The 20,109-nt window shown below is 58.0% G+C and carries 17 protein-coding genes and 3 pseudogenes; 9 read left to right on the top strand and 11 right to left on the bottom strand.

Translation table 11 applies throughout. The annotated features are described in order from the left end of the window. Window positions 1-3: 3 nt before the first annotated feature. A complete protein-coding gene (gene thrS / locus GF111_RS01565; protein ID WP_025159696.1) occupies window positions 4-1,932 on the bottom strand; it encodes a threonine--tRNA ligase in 1,929 nt (642 codons plus the stop codon). A 375-nt stretch (window positions 1,933-2,307) separates the two neighbouring features. On the opposite strand from thrS, the pseudogene GF111_RS01570 reads away from it, so the two are divergent. After that, window positions 2,308-3,416 (top strand): annotated as a pseudogene (locus GF111_RS01570) (IS3 family transposase). Between the two features lie 8 nt (window positions 3,417-3,424). Here GF111_RS01570 and GF111_RS01575 read toward each other — a convergent pair. The 3 genes and pseudogenes from GF111_RS01575 to GF111_RS01585 all read right to left on the bottom strand — a co-directional run. Further along, a pseudogene (locus GF111_RS01575) lies at window positions 3,425-3,592 on the bottom strand (lysozyme); the annotation flags it as partial. Further along, window positions 3,579-3,896, bottom strand: a pseudogene (locus tag GF111_RS01580) (phage holin family protein). The pseudogenes GF111_RS01575 and GF111_RS01580, both read right to left, overlap by 14 nt. Before the next feature lie 706 nt (window positions 3,897-4,602). Then, a complete protein-coding gene (locus GF111_RS01585; protein ID WP_055312561.1) occupies window positions 4,603-5,226 on the bottom strand; it encodes a hypothetical protein in 624 nt (207 codons plus the stop codon). A gap of 257 nt (window positions 5,227-5,483) precedes the next feature. On the opposite strand from GF111_RS01585, the gene GF111_RS01590 reads away from it, so the two are divergent. Together GF111_RS01590 and GF111_RS01595 are read left to right on the top strand one after the other, a co-directional pair. Next, window positions 5,484-5,672, top strand: coding sequence for a hypothetical protein (locus GF111_RS01590; RefSeq protein WP_047727675.1), 189 nt, complete (start codon window positions 5,484-5,486; stop codon window positions 5,670-5,672). Between the two features lie 102 nt (window positions 5,673-5,774). Continuing rightward, the gene (locus GF111_RS01595) at window positions 5,775-6,461 is read left to right on the top strand and encodes a MarC family NAAT transporter (protein ID WP_038877591.1); all 687 of its coding nucleotides are present in this window, start codon (window positions 5,775-5,777) and stop codon (window positions 6,459-6,461) included. A gap of 37 nt (window positions 6,462-6,498) precedes the next feature. Here GF111_RS01595 and GF111_RS01600 read toward each other — a convergent pair whose 3' ends face one another. The 6 genes from GF111_RS01600 to GF111_RS01625 all read right to left on the bottom strand — a co-directional run bounded on the left by GF111_RS01600 (window position 6,499) and on the right by GF111_RS01625 (window position 14,157). Continuing rightward, window positions 6,499-7,632, bottom strand: a complete 1,134-nt coding sequence (locus GF111_RS01600) for an ABC transporter substrate-binding protein (protein WP_048233540.1) — start codon at window positions 7,630-7,632, stop codon at window positions 6,499-6,501. A gap of 151 nt (window positions 7,633-7,783) precedes the next feature. Further along, window positions 7,784-9,067 (bottom strand): serine/threonine protein kinase, encoded by a 1,284-nt coding sequence (locus tag GF111_RS01605; protein WP_033638320.1) that lies wholly within the window; start codon window positions 9,065-9,067, stop codon window positions 7,784-7,786. A 257-nt stretch (window positions 9,068-9,324) separates the two neighbouring features. Next, complete coding sequence (locus GF111_RS01610) at window positions 9,325-10,662, bottom strand: cytochrome c (RefSeq protein ID WP_102779897.1); 1,338 nt, start codon at window positions 10,660-10,662, stop codon at window positions 9,325-9,327. Between the two features lie 12 nt (window positions 10,663-10,674). Further along, window positions 10,675-12,456, bottom strand: coding sequence for a GMC family oxidoreductase (locus GF111_RS01615; RefSeq protein WP_025302609.1), 1,782 nt, complete (start codon window positions 12,454-12,456; stop codon window positions 10,675-10,677). 2 nt (window positions 12,457-12,458) lie between these two features. Further along, window positions 12,459-13,184, bottom strand: a complete 726-nt coding sequence (locus GF111_RS01620) for a gluconate 2-dehydrogenase subunit 3 family protein (protein ID WP_038877597.1) — start codon at window positions 13,182-13,184, stop codon at window positions 12,459-12,461. Between the two features lie 307 nt (window positions 13,185-13,491). Beyond that, the gene (locus tag GF111_RS01625; protein WP_025159924.1) at window positions 13,492-14,157 is read right to left on the bottom strand and encodes a transglycosylase SLT domain-containing protein; all 666 of its coding nucleotides are present in this window, start codon (window positions 14,155-14,157) and stop codon (window positions 13,492-13,494) included. Between the two features lie 109 nt (window positions 14,158-14,266). On the opposite strand from GF111_RS01625, the gene ghoS reads away from it, so the two are divergent. The 6 genes from ghoS (at window position 14,267) to GF111_RS01655 (ending at window position 19,350) form a co-directional block, all read left to right on the top strand. Then, window positions 14,267-14,566 carry a type V toxin-antitoxin system endoribonuclease antitoxin GhoS gene (ghoS, locus tag GF111_RS01630; RefSeq protein ID WP_038877599.1) on the top strand — a complete coding sequence of 100 codons (300 nt, stop codon included), beginning with the start codon at window positions 14,267-14,269 and terminating at the stop codon, window positions 14,564-14,566. A 131-nt stretch (window positions 14,567-14,697) separates the two neighbouring features. Further along, window positions 14,698-15,642, top strand: a complete 945-nt coding sequence (locus tag GF111_RS01635; protein WP_147190476.1) for a metal ABC transporter substrate-binding protein — start codon at window positions 14,698-14,700, stop codon at window positions 15,640-15,642. Further along, window positions 15,639-16,529 carry a manganese/iron ABC transporter ATP-binding protein gene (locus GF111_RS01640; RefSeq protein WP_047727680.1) on the top strand — a complete coding sequence of 297 codons (891 nt, stop codon included), beginning with the start codon at window positions 15,639-15,641 and terminating at the stop codon, window positions 16,527-16,529. Before GF111_RS01635 ends, GF111_RS01640 begins: the two co-directional genes overlap by 4 nt. Further along, a complete protein-coding gene (gene yfeC, locus GF111_RS01645; protein WP_038877606.1) occupies window positions 16,529-17,389 on the top strand; it encodes an iron/manganese ABC transporter permease subunit YfeC in 861 nt (286 codons plus the stop codon). Before GF111_RS01640 ends, yfeC begins: the two co-directional genes overlap by 1 nt. Beyond that, window positions 17,389-18,243 (top strand): metal ABC transporter permease, encoded by an 855-nt coding sequence (locus tag GF111_RS01650; protein WP_055312557.1) that lies wholly within the window; start codon window positions 17,389-17,391, stop codon window positions 18,241-18,243. The genes yfeC and GF111_RS01650 overlap by 1 nt, the downstream gene beginning before the upstream one ends. Window positions 18,244-18,480: 237 nt before the next feature. Then, window positions 18,481-19,350 carry a fructosamine kinase family protein gene (locus GF111_RS01655; protein WP_004931452.1) on the top strand — a complete coding sequence of 290 codons (870 nt, stop codon included), beginning with the start codon at window positions 18,481-18,483 and terminating at the stop codon, window positions 19,348-19,350. A 35-nt stretch (window positions 19,351-19,385) separates the two neighbouring features. Here the strand turns inward: GF111_RS01655 and GF111_RS01660 are convergent, their stop codons facing one another. Further along, on the bottom strand, window positions 19,386-19,946 hold the full coding sequence (locus GF111_RS01660) for a YniB family protein (protein WP_038877612.1): 561 nt from the start codon (window positions 19,944-19,946) through the stop codon (window positions 19,386-19,388). Between the last annotated feature and the right edge of the window lie 163 nt (window positions 19,947-20,109).

Raw genomic sequence — 20,109 nt, forward strand, 5'->3', positions numbered from 1 at the left:
ACTTTATTCCTCCAGTTGATGAAGACTACGGCTGCGAATCTCTTTCAGCAGCTTGTCTACGACTTCGTTTACGTCCAGGCTTCCCAAGTCTTTGCCACGGCGGGTACGAACGGCAACTTTGCCTGCTTCGACCTCTTTGTCGCCGCACACCAACATGTAAGGGACTCGACGTAAAGTATGTTCGCGAATTTTAAAGCCAATCTTCTCATTTCTCAAGTCCGCTTTCACGCGAATACCTGCATCCTGCAGTTTTTTGGTCAATTGCTGGACGTAATCAGACTGGCTGTCGGTGATATTCATCACCACCACCTGCACCGGGGCGATCCAGGTCGGGTAGAACCCAGCGTATTCTTCGGTCAGGATACCGATGAAGCGTTCCATGGAGCCCAAAATGGCGCGGTGAATCATTACCGGCACGACGCGATCGTTGTTTTCGCCAACGTACGAGGCGCCCAAACGGCCCGGCAAGAAGAAATCGAGCTGCACGGTACCACATTGCCATGCGCGATCCAAACAATCATGCAGGGTAAATTCAATTTTCGGTCCGTAGAAGGCCCCCTCACCCGGCTGATATTCAAACGGAATGCCGTTCTCGGTCAGCGCGGCGGCCAGGTCTTCTTCCGCACGGGTCCACATGTCGTCGGTGCCGATGCGTTTTTCCGGACGCGTAGACAGCTTGACGGCGATCTTGTCGAAGCCAAAAGTACCGTACACGTCATAGACCATGCGAATGCATTCGTTCACTTCGGCACGCACCTGCTCTTCGGTACAGAAGATGTGGGCGTCATCCTGCGTGAAGCCACGCACGCGCATCAGGCCGTGCAGGGAGCCCGATGGCTCGTTGCGGTGGCAGCTGCCGAACTCGCCCATGCGCAGCGGCAAATCGCGGTACGACTTCAGGCCCTGGTTGAAGATCTGCACGTGCCCCGGGCAGTTCATCGGCTTGATGCAGTATTCGCGGTTTTCCGACGCGGTGGTGAACATGGCGTCTTTGTAGTTTTCCCAGTGGCCGGTTTTTTCCCACAGCACGCGGTCCATCATGAACGGACCTTTCACTTCCTGGTACTGGTACTCTTTGAGCTTCATGCGCACGAAGGCTTCCAGCTCGCGGAAGATAGTCCAACCGTCGTTGTGCCAGAACACCATGCCCGGCGCTTCTTCCTGCATGTGATACAGGTCGAGCTGTTTGCCGATCTTGCGGTGATCGCGCTTGGCCGCTTCTTCCAGACGCTGCAGGTAGGCGTTCAGCTGCTTCTTGTCTGCCCAGGCGGTGCCGTAGATACGCTGCAGCATTTTGTTTTTGCTGTCGCCGCGCCAGTAAGCGCCGGAGGTTTTCTGCAGCTTGAAATGGTGGCAGAAACGCATGTTCGGCACGTGCGGGCCACGGCACATGTCGACGTATTCTTCGTGGTGATACAGGCCAGGACGATCGTCATGGCTGATGTTCTCATCCAGGATCGCCACTTTGTAGATTTCGCCGCGCTCAGCGAAGGTGTCGCGGGCTTCTTGCCAGCTGACCTTCTTCTTGATGACGTCGTAATCCTTATCGGCCAACTCGTGCATCCGCTTTTCCAGCAGATCCAGGTCTTCCTGCGTCAGGGTGCGGTCGATATCCACGTCATAATAGAAACCGTTGTCGATCACTGGACCGATCGCCATTTTGGTATCCGGCCACAGCTGCTTGATCGCATGACCCAGCAGGTGCGCGCAGGAGTGGCGCATGATTTCCAGACCGTCTTCATCTTTGATGGTGATGATGGCCAGCTGCGCATCTGATTCGATCAGATCGCCGGCATCAACCAGCTCGCCGTTGACGCGGCCGGCGATACAGGCTTTCGCCAGGCCAGGGCCGATATCGCGCGCGACATCCATCGGGGAAACGGGGTGGTCGAAATGACGCTGACTACCGTCAGGAAGAGTAATAACAGGCATTAATAATTCCTTATCTACAGTGGTGACCCACACGACAGATCACATGAAGAAATACAATATTGTTTAACTACATGATGTTATCGACGCTATCCAGCTTTACCCTGCCAGATATGTACACTCATATGTACACAATTTGAAATGTACTATGTTGTTACGCCATAACGGAAAGGTGATTGTATCACCATGATAAGTGAAACGGCTAGGAACGATGTAGGCTACCATCACTGCAACCCCACCAGCGGAGCAGTCAACACTCGCCGGCCGGCAGATCTTCATTCTCAACGAAAACGACAGATACCCCGAGTGTAGTGGCACAGTAAATTGGCCATCTGAACAGAGGTGATATGCTCACCTCAGAACATTACAGGTGCCTCAATGAAAAAAAGAAATTTCAGCGCAGAGTTTAAACGCGAATCCGCTCAACTGGTTCTTGATCAGAACTACACCGTTGCAGCTGCGGGATGAACGACAGGGCAAAATACCTAAAGCCTCCCCTATAACCCCGGTACAGATTGAAATACGTGAGCTGAAGAAAAAGCTACAACGCATTGAAATGGAAAACGACATATTAAAAAAGGCTACCGCGCTCTTGATGTCGGACTCCCTGAACAGTTCTCGTTAATCGTGAAACTCAGAGCGCAGTATCCTGTGGTCACACTTTGCCACGTGTTCGGGGTTCACCGCAGCAGCTACAAATACTGGGAAAAAAGCCCCAAAAAGCCAGACGGCAGGCGAGCTGTGTTACGCAGTCAGGTTCTGGAGCTGCATAACATCAGCCATGGCTCGCTGGTGCAAGAAGTATCGCGATTATGGCAACCCTGAGAGGTTTCAGAATGGGACGCTGGCTTGCCGGAAGGCTCATGAAAGAACTTGGACTGGTGAGTTGTCAGCAGCCTACCCACCGGTATAAACGTGGTGGTCATGAACACATCGTTATTCCAAATAGCCTTGAGCGACAGTTCGTAGTAACAGAACCTAATCAGGTGTGGTGCGGCGATGTGACGTATATCTGGACAGGCAAGCGTTGGGCTTACCTTGCTGTTGTTCTCGATCTGTTCGCAAGGAAACCGGTGGGTTGGGCAATGTCATTCTCACCGGACAGCAAGCTGACCATCAAAGCGCTGGAAATGGCGTGGGAAGCTCGCGGTAAACCAGCCGGAGTGATGTTCCACAGTGACAGTAGCTACTATACAAGCAGGCAGTTCCGGCAGTTACTGTGGCGTTGCCGGATCAGGCAGAGTATGAGCCGACGTGGAAACTGTTGGGACAACAGCCCGATGGAACGCTTCTTCCGGAGCCTGAAAAACGAGTGGGTGCCAGTGACAGGTTATATAAACTTTAGCGAAGCTGCTCATGCGATCACAGACTATATCGTCGGGTATTACAGCTCGCTAAGGCCGCATGACTATAACGGTGGGTTGCCCCCAAACGAATCGGAAAACCGATACTGGAAAAACTCTAAAGCGGTGGCCAGTTTTAGTTGACCACTACAATCGGCAGTAGCCTGATCAATCTGCATTCCTGGCCCGACTTTCTTACCGTCAACTGGCTGCGTCCATCCGTAACCAATCGTCCAGATGCCCACCGAATCCTGATAGGCTTTCAGGCGCAGACCTTCGAAGCGCTTAATCAGCTCAATGCCGCTTTTACTGATATTCATTGCTATCGCTCGCTTTATTCAGGAATCGACGCGCTAACGCCTTAATCAGCGAAGCGCCAGACCAGCCCGCCATTCCACAGACGCCACCCATCACTTCTGACGGCTAGTCGTAGTGCAGGGCGATCATCACCATGGTTAACCCGGCGAAGATAGAAACGAAGAGTTGCAGAAACAGCGTGCGCCAACTGAAGGCCTCGCCGTTCAGCACTTTGAATGAGTAACTGGCAATGGCTCCCAGCAAGGTCATGCCGAACGCAATCAGCATTGAGAGAATGTTGGGTTCGTTCTTCCAGGGCATTTTCATAACCTCCCCCTTCCGGGGCTCTTTCCCGGCTTCGGGTTATGGGTAGGGTTCTGCCACCAGCCGTAAACGATTTGGCGATACGGTGTGTGTCGGATGTTGGCTGGGGCTGAAATGCAAAAAGCCCCAGCGGTTTACTGGGGCTTACAGTCGTGGCCTTACTTAAACATGCATCTAAAAAACATTAATTAAATTAATGTCTCAATTGCCCTTGTCAGTACACGCCTACGCGTGAAATTCGGTTCATTGATGCGCTCCTCTGCTAGCTTAGCTAGTATGCCATTCAAGCAAACAACGTAGCCTTTACTGGAAAGACTGCGAACCGCTCGTCCGATTTCGGAATTAATGCTGTCTATATTTTCAATCCTACCCATAGTCACCTCCATTTTACTAACAGGAAGAAACAAATTAGATCGATTAAACAATAAGCGATATAGCAAAAATCTCAAACAATAGGTCATCGGATGAGACTGCAAGGGTTCCGATGCTGCCGACTCGACCGGACTGCCATCTTGTTCTTCATCACAACGGAAAGAACACTCCGCTCAACCGCAACGTTACCGCCCGTCTCGCCGCAAATGCTCTTACCTGTTGTGATCAAAAAGGCCACCCGAAGGCAGCCTTTGAAATTTTTGAATCCACCTTAACAATCAGACGGATTTCTAGTGTTAGAGTGAGAATATTGTTCCGGATAAATAAAGCGCCGCCCTCACGCTTTCGCGTCATCCGGCGCAAAAACGGTTTTCATGTAGCTCAGGGTGGCCAGCAGGCACAGGCCGTAGCCCAGCAGTTCACAGCCCTCTTCCACCATGTTTTTCACTACCCGGTTATAACCGTCCAACATCAGCGTTTGCCACAGCGCGCTCATGCCGAACAGGCGTGAAAACACCAGAATGCACAGCAGGCCCGCGCACATCATGCCGTAGCCGGGATGCGTTACGAAATCGGCCAGGCCGCGCAGCGTCGCCGCGATGTGCCTGGCGGCATACCACAGGCAAACCAAGGCGACCGCCAGCGCGAACCACACCCACGCACCGTGCCACAGCGCATCGAAGGCGAAGTCCATCTCGCGGATCAACATGCAGAGAAAGAAGCCGCCGACCAGCATCCAGGCGGAGCGGCGTTCAGCCTGTCGCCAGGCCGCGGCGAAAAAACCACCGGCGATGGCGAGCAGCAACAGTTCCTGCGCCACTTCGGTCAGCGAGGTTTCATGCACGAAGTTGTGCAGCCAGTGTACGTCGATAAACACCAGGCCGACCAAGGCCGCCAAAAAAGCGCCGGAAAGCGCGAATGCGCCGATTTTCCCCAGTAAAAGTTTCAACTCGTCTTGCATAATCAGTCTCATTATCGTTTTAAAGCGCGCCTATGGTAGGCAGCTGAGCCTGCAGGGTGTAGCAATTGATGCGAAACGCCGGCCTTTACCGGCCAACTGCAGCGAAAAAGGCCATAAAAAAAACAAAAATTGCGCACCTTTTCCGAACGCAGCGCATTTTGTCATCGCCGCTCGGCGATATATCTGCTCCACGTGGCGGTCTTCGCCGCCAGCCACTATCCTGAAACCAGTCAGCTCCCACCGAGGCCCATGCAAATATGAACCGGTTACTCGCAGTCCTCGTCGTGCTATGCGCGGTATTAGCGACGCTGTATGGGCTGGTGCATTTCGGCGCGCGTTCAGTGCCGCGAGCGATTGCGGTCAATGAAGCGCCGCTGGGCTGTGAGGATGAACCGGAGCTCGCCGGCGAGTGCAATGGCGAAGAGGAAACGCCGGCCGACGGTTAATTAACCTTCCGAGCTATCCCCATTGCCGCCAGGCACGCGGCAGGCTAGGCTGTTCAGCTCATGAGCCGCCTGGCGGCTTGAACGTTGCACAGGGAGTTTTTTATGACGGGTATTTTGCAGTTATTCCAGGCCATCGGACTGGGTTTGGTACTGCTGTTGCCGCTGGCCAACCCGCTGACCACGGTGGCGTTGCTGCTCGGGTTGTCCGGCAATATGACGCGCGAAGAGCGTAATCAGCAGTCGCTGATGGCCTCGGTTTATGTGTTCTGCATCATGACGGTGGCGTTTTACGCCGGGCAGGTGGTGATGAACACCTTCGGCATTTCGATCCCCGGCCTGCGCATCGCCGGCGGGCTGATCGTCGCCTTCATCGGTTTTCGCATGTTGTTCCCCCAGCAGAGCCCTGAAGAGGCACCGGAGGTGGAGAGCAAGTCACACGAGCTGCGCCATAAGACGTCGGCCAACATCGCCTTCGTGCCATTGGCCATGCCGAGCACCGCCGGGCCGGGTACCATCGCGATGATCATCAGCTCGGCGTCGAGCGTCAAAGCGAACACGCTGGGTTTTGAACCCTGGGTGCTGGCCGTGGCACCGGTCGCCATCTTTCTGACGGTCGCGGTGATCCTGTGGGGCTGCCTGCTCAGTTCCGGCGCCATCATGCGCTTGGTGGGGAAAAGCGGCATCGAGGCGATCTCGCGCCTGATGGGCTTCCTGCTGGTGTGCATGGGCGTGCAGTTCATCATCAACGGCGTACTGGAGATTATCTCCACCTATACGCCGGCCGCCTGACGATAAAAAACGGGCGCGATCGTCGCGCCCGTTGCCGTTATTTCCCCGCCGGCGCCTGCGCGCCCAAAATGCCCTTGCCTTCCGGCACTTCGGTAAAGCGGCTGAGGATCTCGCTGTAGGTCTTGGCCGGATCCAGATCCGGGAACTGCGCCGGATAGATAAACTTCGCCAGATACTCCAGCCCGACGATGTTGTACGGGTGGTTGTAGAAGTTATGGTAGATGCCGTAGAACCGCCCTTCCTTCACCGCCGACACCTGAGCGAACCCCGGGCGCTGCTTCATGCGGTTGAAAGCCTCATCCACCTGCTGCTGCGTCACGCCATAGCCAAACGGCACCGCAGCGTTGGTCTTGCTGGCCCACTGCGAACCGGAAACGATGTAGGCGTCCGGCTTCATGCTGATCACTTTCTCCAGCGCCACGTCGCCGGTGGCGCCCGGCAGCAGCGCAGAGCCGATATTGCGCGCGCCGACCGCCTCTACCAGCGCGCCCCAACCGACGTGAGCATGGGTGAAGCAGCAGGATTCCAGCCCATTGAGGCCGGCCTTGGCCTCAAAGAATACCAGCGGCTTGGGTTCCACCGCCTGCGTCTTGGCCAGAATGGCCTGATAATGCTGCTGATAATAATCGGTATATTGCTTGGCTTCGCTTTCGCGGTTGAGGGTTTCCCCCAGCAGCGTCACGCTTTTCGGCGTGTTTTCCACCGGCTTGAGCATGGTGTCGATAAACAGCACCGGCACGTTCAACGCCTTCAGCTTATCCAGCACGCCGGTTTGGTTCAGGGAAGGTTTGGAGCGCAGCTGGGCGATCATCAAATCGGGGCGTTTGGCGATCACGCTTTCCAGATTGACTTCGCCCTTGTCGCTGAACCCCATATCGATGATGTTTTTCGCTGCCGGCCATTTGCTTTGCAAGATGTCCCAGGTCGCCGCATCGCTTTTCTTCAGCAGGTTATTCCAGGCCACCAGCCGATCGAACGGGTTGGCGCGGTCGAGCAGCGCCAGCGTGAGAATATCGCGCCCGTCCTGCACCACGATGCGTTTTGGCTCTTGCTGGAGGGTGAGTGTCTGGCCGGAAGTGTCGGTCAGGGTCAGCGGATAAGTAGTGGCCATCGCCGGGGCGGAAAGCGCGGCGGCGCAAACCAGCGCCGACAGAGTGATTCGACGGTGCACGAAAAGCTCCTTGGTAAACAATTCAACCAGGGAATAGTAATGAGAATGGCTAGCATTATCAAAGGTCGCGCCGCGTTGCCGGGCGATTAATTGCAAAGGGATGTGTAACGCGGGATGAAGAGGCGCGCCGGAAAGCGGCGCGCCCTGAGGATCACACCAAGCCGTAGATCAGCGCCGACAGCGCAATCAGGCCCATCACCAGCACGAAGACGTTGCTCGCCGCGCGGTATTTACGCATTGCCGGCACCGCACGCACCGCGTACATCGGCAGAATGAACAGGATGGCGGCAATCAGCGGGCCGCTGATGGTTTCAATGATGTGCAGCGCGCTGGGGTTCCACACCGTCGCCGCCCAGGTGAGCAGGAACAGCGACACCGCCGAGATGCGGTGCGTCATACGCGAACTGAGCGGTTTGCCGACCGCGCGCGTGACGCCGTCGATCAGGCTGGTCGCCCCTTCCGTCACCCCCAGCGAGGTGCCGAGATAGGATTTGGCCATTGCCAGCATCGCCATCACCGGGCCGAGATAGGCGATCAGCGGGTTGGAGAACTTGTTGGCCAGCGTGGTCAGCACCGTGATGTTCTGGTCTTTCGCCTGCTGCATATCTTCATGGGACAGGCTCAGCACGCAGCTGAACACGAAGAACAGCACGGTGACGCAGATCAGCACATAGCTGTAGCGCATGATGCGCGCGCAGCGGCGTTCCGCCTTGTCGCCGTACAGGCTCTTCTGCGTCGAGGCGAAGGAAGAGATGATCGGCGCATGGCTGAAGGAGAACACCATCACCGGCACCGCCAGCCACAGCGAATGCCACAGTCCCGGCGTGTCGAAGCGGGTGGCGGCCAGGCCGTGAACGAAGTTGGCGGTATTCCAGCTCGGCATCAGGTACAGCGAAATGCCCATCAGGAACACCAGCAGCGGGAACACCAGCATGCCCATTGCCGCCACGATGCTGTCTTTGCCGCGCAGCAGCACCAGATTGAGCACCACCACCACCGCCAGGCTCAGCCAGATGCGCGGCAGCGGCGCCACGTGGAACTGATGGATCAGGAAGCTGTCCAGCGCGTTGGTGATCGAAATGCTGTACACCAGCACGATCGGGAAGAACGCCATCAGATACAGCATCATGATGATTTTGCCGGCCAGCACGCCGAAGTGTTCCACCACCACATCGTGAATATTGCCGTCGCGGCTGGAGCCGGACAGCACGAAGCGGCTGAGCGCGCGGTGCGGCAAATAGGTCAGCGGGAAAGCGAACAGCGCCATCAACAGCAGCACCAGCGGGCCGTTCAAACCGGCGTTGATCGGCAAGAACAGCGTGCCGGCACCCACCGCGGTGGCATAAAGACCGAACATCCAGACGGTGTCGGTTTTGTTCCATTTGGCTGGCTGAGCGGCCGTCAGCGTGCCTGAATCGGGAGAAATCGTACTCATGAGACAGTCTACCTTAATCTGCGGCGCCAACGATTGCGCCTAACGGGATATCCTTCTCCGCGAATTTTTTAATAGTAATCAGTGAATTAAAGCGATATTTCATACTTACGCCTGATGAAAGGACGGCAAAGGATAATGAAAAATCCGCTGCGGGTCTATGTTTTATCGGCCGAACGGACGATTTGCGAACAGGAAATGCTGAAAAAACCGGCATGCACAGAAAAAACTAAGGGCCCCTTGCGGAGCCCTTAAGCGGTTTACTTCTTCGCGTCAGGATGGTCCGGCACCTCGGCGCTGCCCATCGCCTTCTCGTCGCGGATCATCGAGCGGTCTTTACGCACGTCGGCCACGTCGGAGGCGCTCACCGGTTTGGCGCTGTTGCCCCAGCTGGTGCGGATGAAGTTCACCACGTCCGCCACCTGCTGATCGTTCAGACGCCAGCCGAACGGCGGCATGGTGATGTTGGACACCGCCCCCTGCACCGCCGGCGTAGTGTTGCCGGTCAGCACGATGTGGATCAGCGAGGTCGCGTCCTCGGTCTGCACCACCGGGTTGCCCTTCAGCGACGGGAAGGCGCGCTTGTAGCCCACGCCGTCGGTGCGGTGGCAGGCCGCGCAGTTATCGACATACAGCGCCGCGCCGGGCTTGCTGTCGTCACCGCGCCACAGATCCTTGGCCACGCTGTCTTCGACCGGAGCCGCCTGCTGCTTGCCGTCTTTCGGCGGCAGCGATTTCAGGTAGCGTGCGATGGCGGTCAGATCGTCGTCGCTCAGGTATTGCAGACTATGCTCCACCACGTCGCTCATGCCGCCAAACACGACCGCCTTGTCGTTACGGCCGGTTTTCAGGAACTCGGTCAGCTCGGCTTCGCTCCAGCTGCCCAGGCCATCCTTACGGTCGCTGCGCAGGCTGGAAGCCACCCAGCCGTCGATCGGCGCGTTGCTGCCGGACAGATAGTCGTCGCTTTCGCTGTTGCTCAGCGCTTTTTCCTGCATGGTGATGCTGCGCGGGGTATGGCAAGCGCCGCAGTGGCCCAGGCCTTCCACCAGATAACGGCCGCGCTCAATCACCGGATCGGCCTTGGCATCAGCCACGAAGTCCGCAGGCGACGGCGCAAACATGCCGCGCCAGATGCTCAGCGGCCAGCGCATCGACAGCGGCCACGGGATGTCGGAATCCTTGTTGGCCTGCTCCACCGGCTGCACGCCGTGCATGAAATAGGCATACATGGCGCGCATGTCTTCCTCTTTCACCAGCGCGAACGACGGGTACGGCATTGCCGGGTACAGGGTGCTGCCGTTTTTGGCTACGCCCTTACGCACCGCGTTGTCGAAATCTTCGAAGCTGTAATCACCGATGCCGGTTTTCTTGTCCGGCGTGATGTTGGTGGAATAGATGGTGCCGATCGGCGTTTCCATCGCCAGACCGCCGGCGAAGGTTTTGCCGCTCTTGCCGTCGGTGTGGCAGGCCACGCAGTCGCCGGCGCGCGCCAGGTATTCACCGCGCTTGATAAGCTCGCTGCTGACGGTGGCGTCCTGCGCCCAAACGGAAAAACTCACTGCACTGAGAACCAGTGCCGGTACAAATGCTTTCATCGTTCGCCGTCCTTATGCCTGCACCAATGGGCCTGGGTTTTTCAGATACTGCTCGCGAATAGCGCGGGCAGACCAGTAAGCCAGCGCCGCCACGGTGCCGGTCGGGTTGTAGCCCAGCCCCTGCGGGAAGGCCGAGGCGCCGATCGAGAACACGTTGTGCACGTCCCAGCTCTGCAGATAGCGGTTGACCGCGCTGGTCTTCGGATCTTCCCCCATTACCGCGCCGCCGTTCATGTGGGTGGTCTGGTAGCTGGTGGTGTCGAAGTGGCTGTTGGCGTTTTTCGGGCTGCCGGCGATCAGTTTCGGGTTCATCGCCTTGGCGATCGGCGCCATCTTGTCGTACATGAACTGCGCCATCTTGATGTCGTTTTCCTGCCAGTCGAACGTCATGCGCAGCAGCGGCTGGCCAAAGACGTTCTTGTAGTTGGGATCGAGATCCAGATAGTTGTTGCGGTACGACTGGTGCGCGCCGTGGGCGTCCATCGAAACGTGGTGGGTGTAGGCATCCGCCACCGCCGCTTTCCACTTGCTGCCCCAGGCCGGGGTGCCCGGAGGGGTCGGCAGGCCGGAGATCGGCTTGGTGCCCGCCTGGTTGACCCAGAATGGCGAACCGCCGACGAAGCCTTCTTTGGCGTGGTCGAAGTTATCGGCGTTGAAGTCGTCCACGCCCACGCCGTTGCCGCCGGCGCCGATGAACGGGTTGGTAAACACGTCTTTATCAAAGAACGCCTTGATGGTGGTCATGTTCTGGTAGGCGAAGTTGCGCCCGACCACGCCTTCGCCGGTCACCGGATCGTAAGGCTTGCCGATGCCGGACAGCAGCATCAGGTGCACGTTGTGGAACTGGAACGCGCCCAGGATCACCAGATCGGCCGGCTGTTCAATCTCGCGGCCCTGCGCATCGACGTAGTTCACGCCGGTGGCGCGGGACTTGTCGTCGGTCAGGTTGACCTTCAGCACGTTGGCGTTGGTGCGTAGCTCGAAGCGTTTTTCCATGCGCAGCGCCGGCAGAATGTTGACGTTCGGCGAAGCTTTGGAATACATGTAGCAGGCGTAGCCGCTGCAGAAACCGCAGAAGTTGCACGGGCCCATCTGCGCGCCGTACGGGTTGGTGTAAGAGTCCGAGGTATTGGCGGACGGCAGGTTGTATGGGTGATAACCCACCTCCAGCGCCGCTTTCTCGAACAGCTGGGCGGAGTAGGTATTTTTCTGCGCCGGCAGCGGGAAGTCGCTGGAGCGATCCGCCGCAAAGCGGTTGCCGCCCTTCTGCGCCACCTTCTGCCCTTTGATGGTCCAGGCGGTGCCGGAGGTGCCGAACACTTTCTCCGCTTTGTCGAAGAACGGTTCCAGCTCGTCGTAGGTCACGCCGAAGTCCTGGATGGTCATGTCCTTCGGAATAAAGTTTTTGCCGTAGCGCTCTTCATAGTGGCTGCGCATGCGCAGTTCGATCGGATCGACGCGGAAATGCACGCCCGACCAATGCAGGCCGGCGCCGCCGACGCCGGTGCCCGGCAGGAACGCCGCCAGCTGGCGGTAAGGCACCGCGGTCTGGCTGCTGTTGTGGCGAATGGTGACGGTGCTTTTCGACAGATCCTGGAACAGCTTGCGTCGAATGTTATAGGTCAGCTCGTCGATCACCTGCGGGTAAGACCCGTCCGGATAGGTATCGCGCATCGGGCCGCGCTCCAGCGCCACCACGTTGAGGCCGGCCTCGGTCAGCTCTTTGGCCATGATCGCGCCCACCCAGCCGAAGCCGACGATCACCGCGTCTACTTTTTTCATTACCGTTGCCATGATTAGCCCCTCTCCCCACGAATCGAGACCGGCGGGAAGGGATAACGCTCCCCTCGCTCAACCCAGTCCATAAAATCGGCGCGCGCGCCCGGAAAATTAATCAGCTTCCAGCCCACCATGTCTTTGTTGCCGCCATGGATAGGATCGCTGAAGAAACCTTCGCGGGTGTTTTGCAGCAGATAGGAGAAGAACAGTTTCGACGGCAGCTGCTGGAACTCCGCCTCGCCGGACTCAAACTTTTGCAGCATGGCGTCTTGCTGCGCGCCATCCAGTTCGGCGAAGGGTTTGCCGGCGGTTTTCTTGCTGTAGGCGTCGGCGTCACTGATGCCGAGGTTGTAGATTTGCTTGGGCACCAGCGGCAGCTGATAGCCCATCTCCTTCGGCACATCGGGGTTGAACGGCCCCTGCATGTACCAGATGGAGCCGGTGGCGTACGGGGTATTCATCTGGCGATCGATAAACTCCGGCACGCCGGCTTCCAGTGCGCCGGGGCCGCGTTCATCGGCCGGGATCAGGCGCGCGACGGCGGCCTTGATGAAGGCCCACTCTTCCGGGGTGAAGAAGGTCGGTTGGTAATCGTTCTGCGTTGTGGTGTTCGAGGCCGCGACCGCCGGTGTCGGTGCCGTCAGCGCGCCAACGCCGCTGCCACCAATTACCGCCGCAGGAATTAAGGTCATCGATTTCAACAAGAAATCGCGCCGCGAATTGTTGGTTTTATGGTTCGACATGTCACATTCCATCCAAAGATAGTCACAACTATTTAACCGCAACCTTGCGATCGATACGGGTTTTTAAAATAATTTGTTACTTATTTGTATATTTATTGAAGGTCACAATGCGCGCAAAAGCAAAAATGTTACCGGTAACTTATTGAATGAACGTAAAGATTTATCTACTACCGTAAATTTAACTTTTTGTGCGGTTTTTCTGATAAGCAGTGAGGAAATAACGAAAAATGAGAAGTAAGTCGCGCACTGGAACGGCGCCGGAAACAAAATCGGCCGCGTTCAGCGGCCAATTCGACAGGATGGAGGGTTACTGCGACATCGCCTGGTAGGCGGTGGTCACCTTCCACAAATAGCGCGGCGCCTGCGGTGCCGGGTGCTTTTTCTGGATGTGCTGATAAAACTCATCCGGGCTCATCTGATTGATGCGATTGACCGCCACGCGCTTGTCCGAGGAGAAGGTGCGCAACATGGCGCCCGCCCCGTTCACGTACGAAACGATGGTGGCATAACGCAAAGTCTGTGGGTTGTTGATCCCGGCTAGCTGCTGGCTTTGAAGAATATTGATATAGGCCGTTCCCAGATCAATATTGACCGCCGGATCCTTCAGCTCTCGCGAGCTGGGTTGCCCGCTTCGTCCTTTCATGCGATAGGCGTCGCGGCCGGCGGTAGAAGCCTTAAGCTGCATCAATCCCACTGCGTTCGAGGTGCTGACCACGTTCGGGTTAAACCCGGACTCCACCTGAATAATCGCTTTAATCAGCGTTTCGTCGACGCCATAGTTGCTGGCGGCCTGACGAATGTAATCGTTATAGACAACCGGCGTGCCTGTGCGGTTTACCGGTGCCTGCGGAGGGGGTTTTAACCAACCGCCGCGCGTTGTGCCACTGCCTGAAATATTGCTTGCCGTTTGCGGGTCTTTGGCGCACCCCGACAAAAGTAAAATTGCCGTAAGGCAACCTATTTTTGTTTTCACAGAATCCCTCACTCCTTTCAATGAGTTGCGTAGCATATACAACTTGTAAGGACACCTGCAGTAATTTTTTGGACTAATCTCAAGCTATCCATATACCAAGAGGTGATTTATGAGTCAATCTGCAACAAGCTGCTTTGTGGTGACTTTTCGCTATCAGGAAGAAGGATTGACCGACCTGGCGAAGCTGACCGGGCAATTGACGCGGGAGGGTTTTGTCACGTCGGTGACAGACGAGAATGGCGTTCACCACGAACTCGGCAGCAACAGTTTTGCGTTTATAACCGTGCTGGATCAAGAGGATGTACAGCGGCTGGCGCAGGGGTTTGGGCAGTTGGCCTTGGGAAAACAGCCGGAGGTGGCGATATGCAGCTGTAAGGACTACCTTCAGCGGTTACATACTGATACATAAAATGCTATAACTCCCCGGACGGTATTATTTTTTCAGTTGGAGAAATACCCCGCCGGCGGTGGGCAAGTGACGCTTGACTTCGCTTCAATTGATATTGATAATCATTTTCATTTGAACCAGGAGACGTCATCATGCCATTGATAAGTTGCACTTTTCGCCGCAGTCGCCTTCCCCGCGCTGCCGCACTGTTACGCCCTTTCACGCTCGCCTGCCTGCTGTTCGGCGGCGCCGTGGCCAGCCCACACGCGCTGGCGGAAAAGAAGCTGCGCGTGGTGACCACCTTTACCATCATTCAGGACATCGCCCAGAACGTGGCGGGTGACGCCGCCGTGGTAGAATCCATCACCAAACCGGGCGCCGAGATCCACGACTATCAACCTACCCCGCGCGACATCGTCAAGGCGCAGCACGCCGATCTGATCCTGTGGAACGGCATGAACCTGGAACGCTGGTTCCAGCGCTTCTTCGAGAACATCAAGCAGGTGCCGGCGGCGGTCGTGACCGAAGGCATCACCCCACTGCCGATCCGCGAAGGGCCGTATAACGGCAACCCGAACCCACATGCCTGGATGTCGCCGAGCAACGCGCTGGTGTACATAGAGAACATCCGTAAGGCGCTGGTAGAGCACGATCCGGCCCATGCGGAAACCTACAACCGCAACGCCAAGGCCTACGCAGAGAAGATCGGCGCGCTGGACGCCCCGCTGCGCGAACGCCTGGCGCGCATTCCTGCCGCACAGCGTTGGCTGGTGACCAGCGAAGGCGCCTTCAGCTATCTGGCGCAGGACTACCAGCTGGAAGAAGTTTATCTTTGGCCGATCAACGCCGATGAGCAAGGCTCGCCGCAGCAGGTGCGTCGGGTGATCGACGCGGTGCGCGCCCACCATATTCCGGTGGTGTTCAGCGAGAGCACCATTTCCGACAAGCCGGCCAAGCAGGTGGCGAAAGAGACCGGCGCCAAATACGGCGGCGTGCTGTACGTGGATTCGCTGTCCACCCGCGATGGCCCGGTGCCGACCTATATCGACCTGCTCAACACCACCGTGCAAACCATCGCCAAAGGATTCGATCAATGACCCATGAACCGTTTGTCCGCCCAGAATTGAACGTGGACGACGTCACCGTAACCTACAACAACGGGCACACCGCCATTCATAACGCCAGCTTTACCCTGAGCGGCGGTTCGATCTGCGCGCTGGTCGGCGTCAACGGCAGCGGCAAATCGACGTTGTTCAAAAGCATCATGGGCCTGGTCAGGCCCACTGCCGGCCAGGTGTCGCTGAGCGACAAACCGGTGGCGGACGCGCTGAAAAAGAACCTGATCGCCTACGTGCCGCAGACAGAAGACGTCGACTGGAACTTTCCGGTGCTGGTGGAAGACGTGGTGATGATGGGCCGTTACGGCAAGATGAACTTCCTGCGCATCCCGTCGCGCGAAGACCGGCTGCGGGTCGACAAGGCGCTGGAGCGCGTCGGCCTGAGCGAGCTGCGCAGCCGACAGATCGGCGAGCTGTCCGGCGGCCAGAAAAAACGCGTGTTTCTGGCGCGCGCGCTGGCGCAACAGGGCACGGTACTGCTGCTGGACGAGCCGTTCACCGGCGTGGATGTAAAAACCGAGAACGCCATTATCGAGCTGCTGCGCGCGCTGCGCGACGAGGGGCACCTGATCCTGGTCTCCACCCATAACCTCGGCAGCGTGCCGGAGTTTTGCGATCGGGTGATCCTCATCAACCGCACGGTGCTGGCCGCCGGCCCGACCGAGACCACTTTCACCCAGAGCAACCTGGAACAGGCGTTCGGCGGCGTGCTGCGCCATATCAACCTCTCCGGCCCGGATCTGCACGACGACAACGATCCGCGCACCGTTACGGTGTTGACCGACGATGAGCGCCCCGCGGTGTTCTACGGCCACACCAAGAGCGATCCGCCGGCCAACAGCCAGGCCAGGGAGAAACAATCCTGATGCTGGACCTTCTGCTGCAGCCTTTCAGTTATAACTACATGGTGAAAGCCATCTGGGTCAGCGCCATCGTCGGTGCCGCCTGCGCGTTCCTCTCCGCCTATCTGATGTTGAAAGGCTGGTCGCTGATGGGCGACGCGCTGTCGCACTCAGTGGTGCCCGGCGTAGCCGGCGCCTACGCCCTCGGCCTGCCCTATGCCGCCGGCGCCTTCTTCACCGGCATGCTGGCGGCGCTGGCGATGACGCTGGTGCGCCACATCACCCGGCTGCGCGAAGACGCCATCATCGGCTTTATCTTCTCCACCTTCTTCGCCGTCGGCCTGCTGATCGTGTCGCTCAACCCCACCGCGGTCAACGTACAGTCGATCATCTTCGGCAATATCCTCGGCATCGCCGATGAAGACGTGCTGCAGGTGGAAATCATCATCGGCGTTTCGCTGCTGATCCTGTGCCTGGTGTGGAAAGACCTGCTGGCGGTGTTCTTCGACGAAAGCCACGCGGTGTCGATCGGCCTGTCGCCGCTAAAGCTGAAGATCCTGTTCTTCACCCTGCTGAGCGCCTGCACCGTCGCCGCGCTGCAAACCGTCGGCGCCATTTTGGTGATCGCCATGGTGATCACGCCGGGCGCCACCGCCTACTTGCTGACCGATCGCTTCAGCCGGCTGGTGATCATCGCCATCATCATCGGTTCGCTGACCAGCGGCGTCGGCGCCTACCTGAGTTTCTTCCTCGACGGTGCCACCGGGGGCGTGATTGTCACCCTGCAAACGCTGGTGTTCCTGGCGGCGTTCTTCTTCGCGCCGAAACACGGCCTGCTGGCGTCCCGGCGCCGCGTGGCGCATTCGCAAACCGGAGGCCGCTGATGGACACCCTGTATCAACTGCTCAGCGAACCCTTCGCCTACCCGTTCATGCAGCGGGCGATCGTCGCCGCCATCGTCACCGGCGTAGTGTGCGCCGTGCTCTCCTGCTATCTGGTGCTCAAAGGCTGGTCGCTGATGGGCGACGCCATCTCGCACGCGGTGCTGCCCGGCATCGTGGTGGCGTTCGTGGTCGGCATCCCGCTGGCGATCGGCGCGTTCCTCTCCGGCATCTTTTGCGCGGTAGCCACCGGCTACCTGAAAGAGAACAGCCGGGTGAAAGAAGACACGGTGATGGGCATCGTCTTTTCCGGCATGTTCGCCTTCGGCCTGGTGCTGTTCTCGCGCATCGATACCGACCAGCACCTGAGCCACATTCTGTTCGGCAACATGCTGGGCATTACCGACGGCGAGCTGAAGCAAACCCTGCTGATCGCCGGCATCACCCTGGCGGTGGTGCTGCTCAAGCGTAAAGACTTCATGCTGTACTGCTTCGATCCGCATCATGCACGGGTGATTGGCCTGCCGGTCAAGCTGCTGCACTACGGGCTGCTGTGCCTGCTGGCGATGACCATCGTCGCCTCGCTGCAGGCCGTGGGGGTAATCCTGGTGATCGCCATGCTGATCGCCCCCGGCATCATCGCCTTTATGCTGTGCTGCCGCTTCGACCGCATGCTGATGGTGGCGACGATAGTATCGGTGTTCTCCTGTGTGCTCGGCACCCTGATCAGCTTCCACATCGACGGCGCCACCGGACCCTGCATCGTCATCGTACAGGCCGTGCTGTTCGTTATCGCCTTGTTGTACAGCAAGCTGCGTCCGTTACAGCGTAACCAAAGCGCTCTCACCGGCGGTTAACTCACCGATGCGGCGATGCCCTCTGCTCGCCGCATCGCCTCCCCCCGCTCATCGCGTCGTTGTCATCAAGTTGCAACCGGTATTGCGCTTAAATTAATCAATAGGGTATATACTTTGAGCTGGCGAGGCGCTGAAAAAATCGCCGCCTTTGACGCCGGCTGTGCGCCGCGTCGTGTTTTCACCACGGGAAAGACGCTAACCTAATGAATTATCAGGCAGCACAGAGGGGGAAATACCATGTGGCAAGCCGTTAGCCGTCTGTTAAGTGAACATCTTGGCAGCGCAGAGATACGCGAAAGGATTGAACTGCCCGGGGGCGACATTCACCCGGCGTGGCGCGTGAGTTACGGTGACAACGAGGTGTTCGTGAAATGCGACGCCCGTGAACAACTGCCGATATTCACCGCCGAGGCCGATCAGCTGGCGTTGCTGGCGCGCAGCAAAAGCGTGCGGGTGCCGGAAGTGTACGGCGTCGGCAGCGATCGCGACTACAGCTTCCTGCTGCTGGAGTATCAGCAGCTGAAACCCCTCGACGCCCACGGCGCCTACTGTCTGGGCCAGCAGCTGGCGCACCTGCACCAGTGGAGCGAGCAACCGCAGTTCGGCCTCGACTTCGACAGCGATCTGACCACCACCCCGCAACCCAACGCCTGGCAGCGCCGCTGGTCGGAATTCTTCGCCGAACAGCGCATCGGCTGGCAGCTGCAGCTGGCGGCCGAGAAAGGCATGACCTTTGGTGACATCGACGACATCGTCGATCGGGTGTATCTGCGCTTGCAGCACCACCAGCCGCAGCCTTCGCTGCTGCACGGCAACCTGTGGCCGGGCAACTGCGCGATGACCGCCCACGGGCCGATTCTGTTCGATCCGGCCAGCTACTGGGGCGACCGGGAGTGCGATTTGGCGATGCTGCCGCTGTACCCCGAGCTGCCGCCGCAGATCTACGACGGCTATCAGAGCGTATGGCCGCTGGGGGCCGGATTTATCGAGCGCCAGCCGCTGTATCAGCTGTACTACCTGCTCAACCGCAGCAACCTGTTCGGTGGCCAGCATCTGGTGGCGGCGCAACGCGCGGTGGAGGCGCTGTTGCAGCCCGAGGCGTCATAACGTTCCGGGGCGCCGCTCGGCGCCCCGTTCATGGTTCAGGCCGCGCCGGCCAGCTGCCCCAACAGGCGGATCACGAACCAGGCGATCACCGCAATCACGATCGGCAGGATATACAGCGGGAAGTACTGCAGGAAGATGGTGTGGTGCGGCAGCGTGATGCGCGCCTCCAGCTGCTGGCGCGTGTGCCCTTCGCTGCCCTTGGCCTGCTCCAGGATCATCTGGTCTTCCAACCCTTCGCGGATGAACTTGACCTGGCGCGACATGCGTGCGCCGGAAGCCTGCAGCGCCAGCCCGACGAAGATCAGTATGTAGATGATGATGAACATCAGATTAGCGCCGCTGAACAGGCTTTTATCCACGTCAGGCACCGGCGAGTTGTACCAGAAAAGGTTCAGGAACGGCGTATTGAAACGCACCATGTCCACCATCACGTGAACAAAATCCAGCATCACCGCGTTGATGCCCTTGGTTTTTTCACTGTGCTGATAGATGAAGCCCAGCACGGAAATCAGCGTCGACAGCAACGCCGGGATAAAAACCACCCATCCGAGAATGCGTTTCAAAATGGCGATACGCCCGGCCTGTTGATACGTCATGTGTTCCCCTTGTTAGCGACGTAACCGAATCGGCTAAGTCTACCTGCAGTTGGCGAAACTCGCCCACCGTTTTCTTCATTCCCGCTGTGCTACAAGCTTAGCCGAATTCGCCGAAATCAACTGCTTAACGACGTTCGCGCACTATCATTGAAGAGATAAGGTT

This window comes from Serratia sp. HRI (assembly GCF_010119335.3).
GTDB lineage: Bacteria > Pseudomonadota > Gammaproteobacteria > Enterobacterales > Enterobacteriaceae > Serratia > Serratia nevei.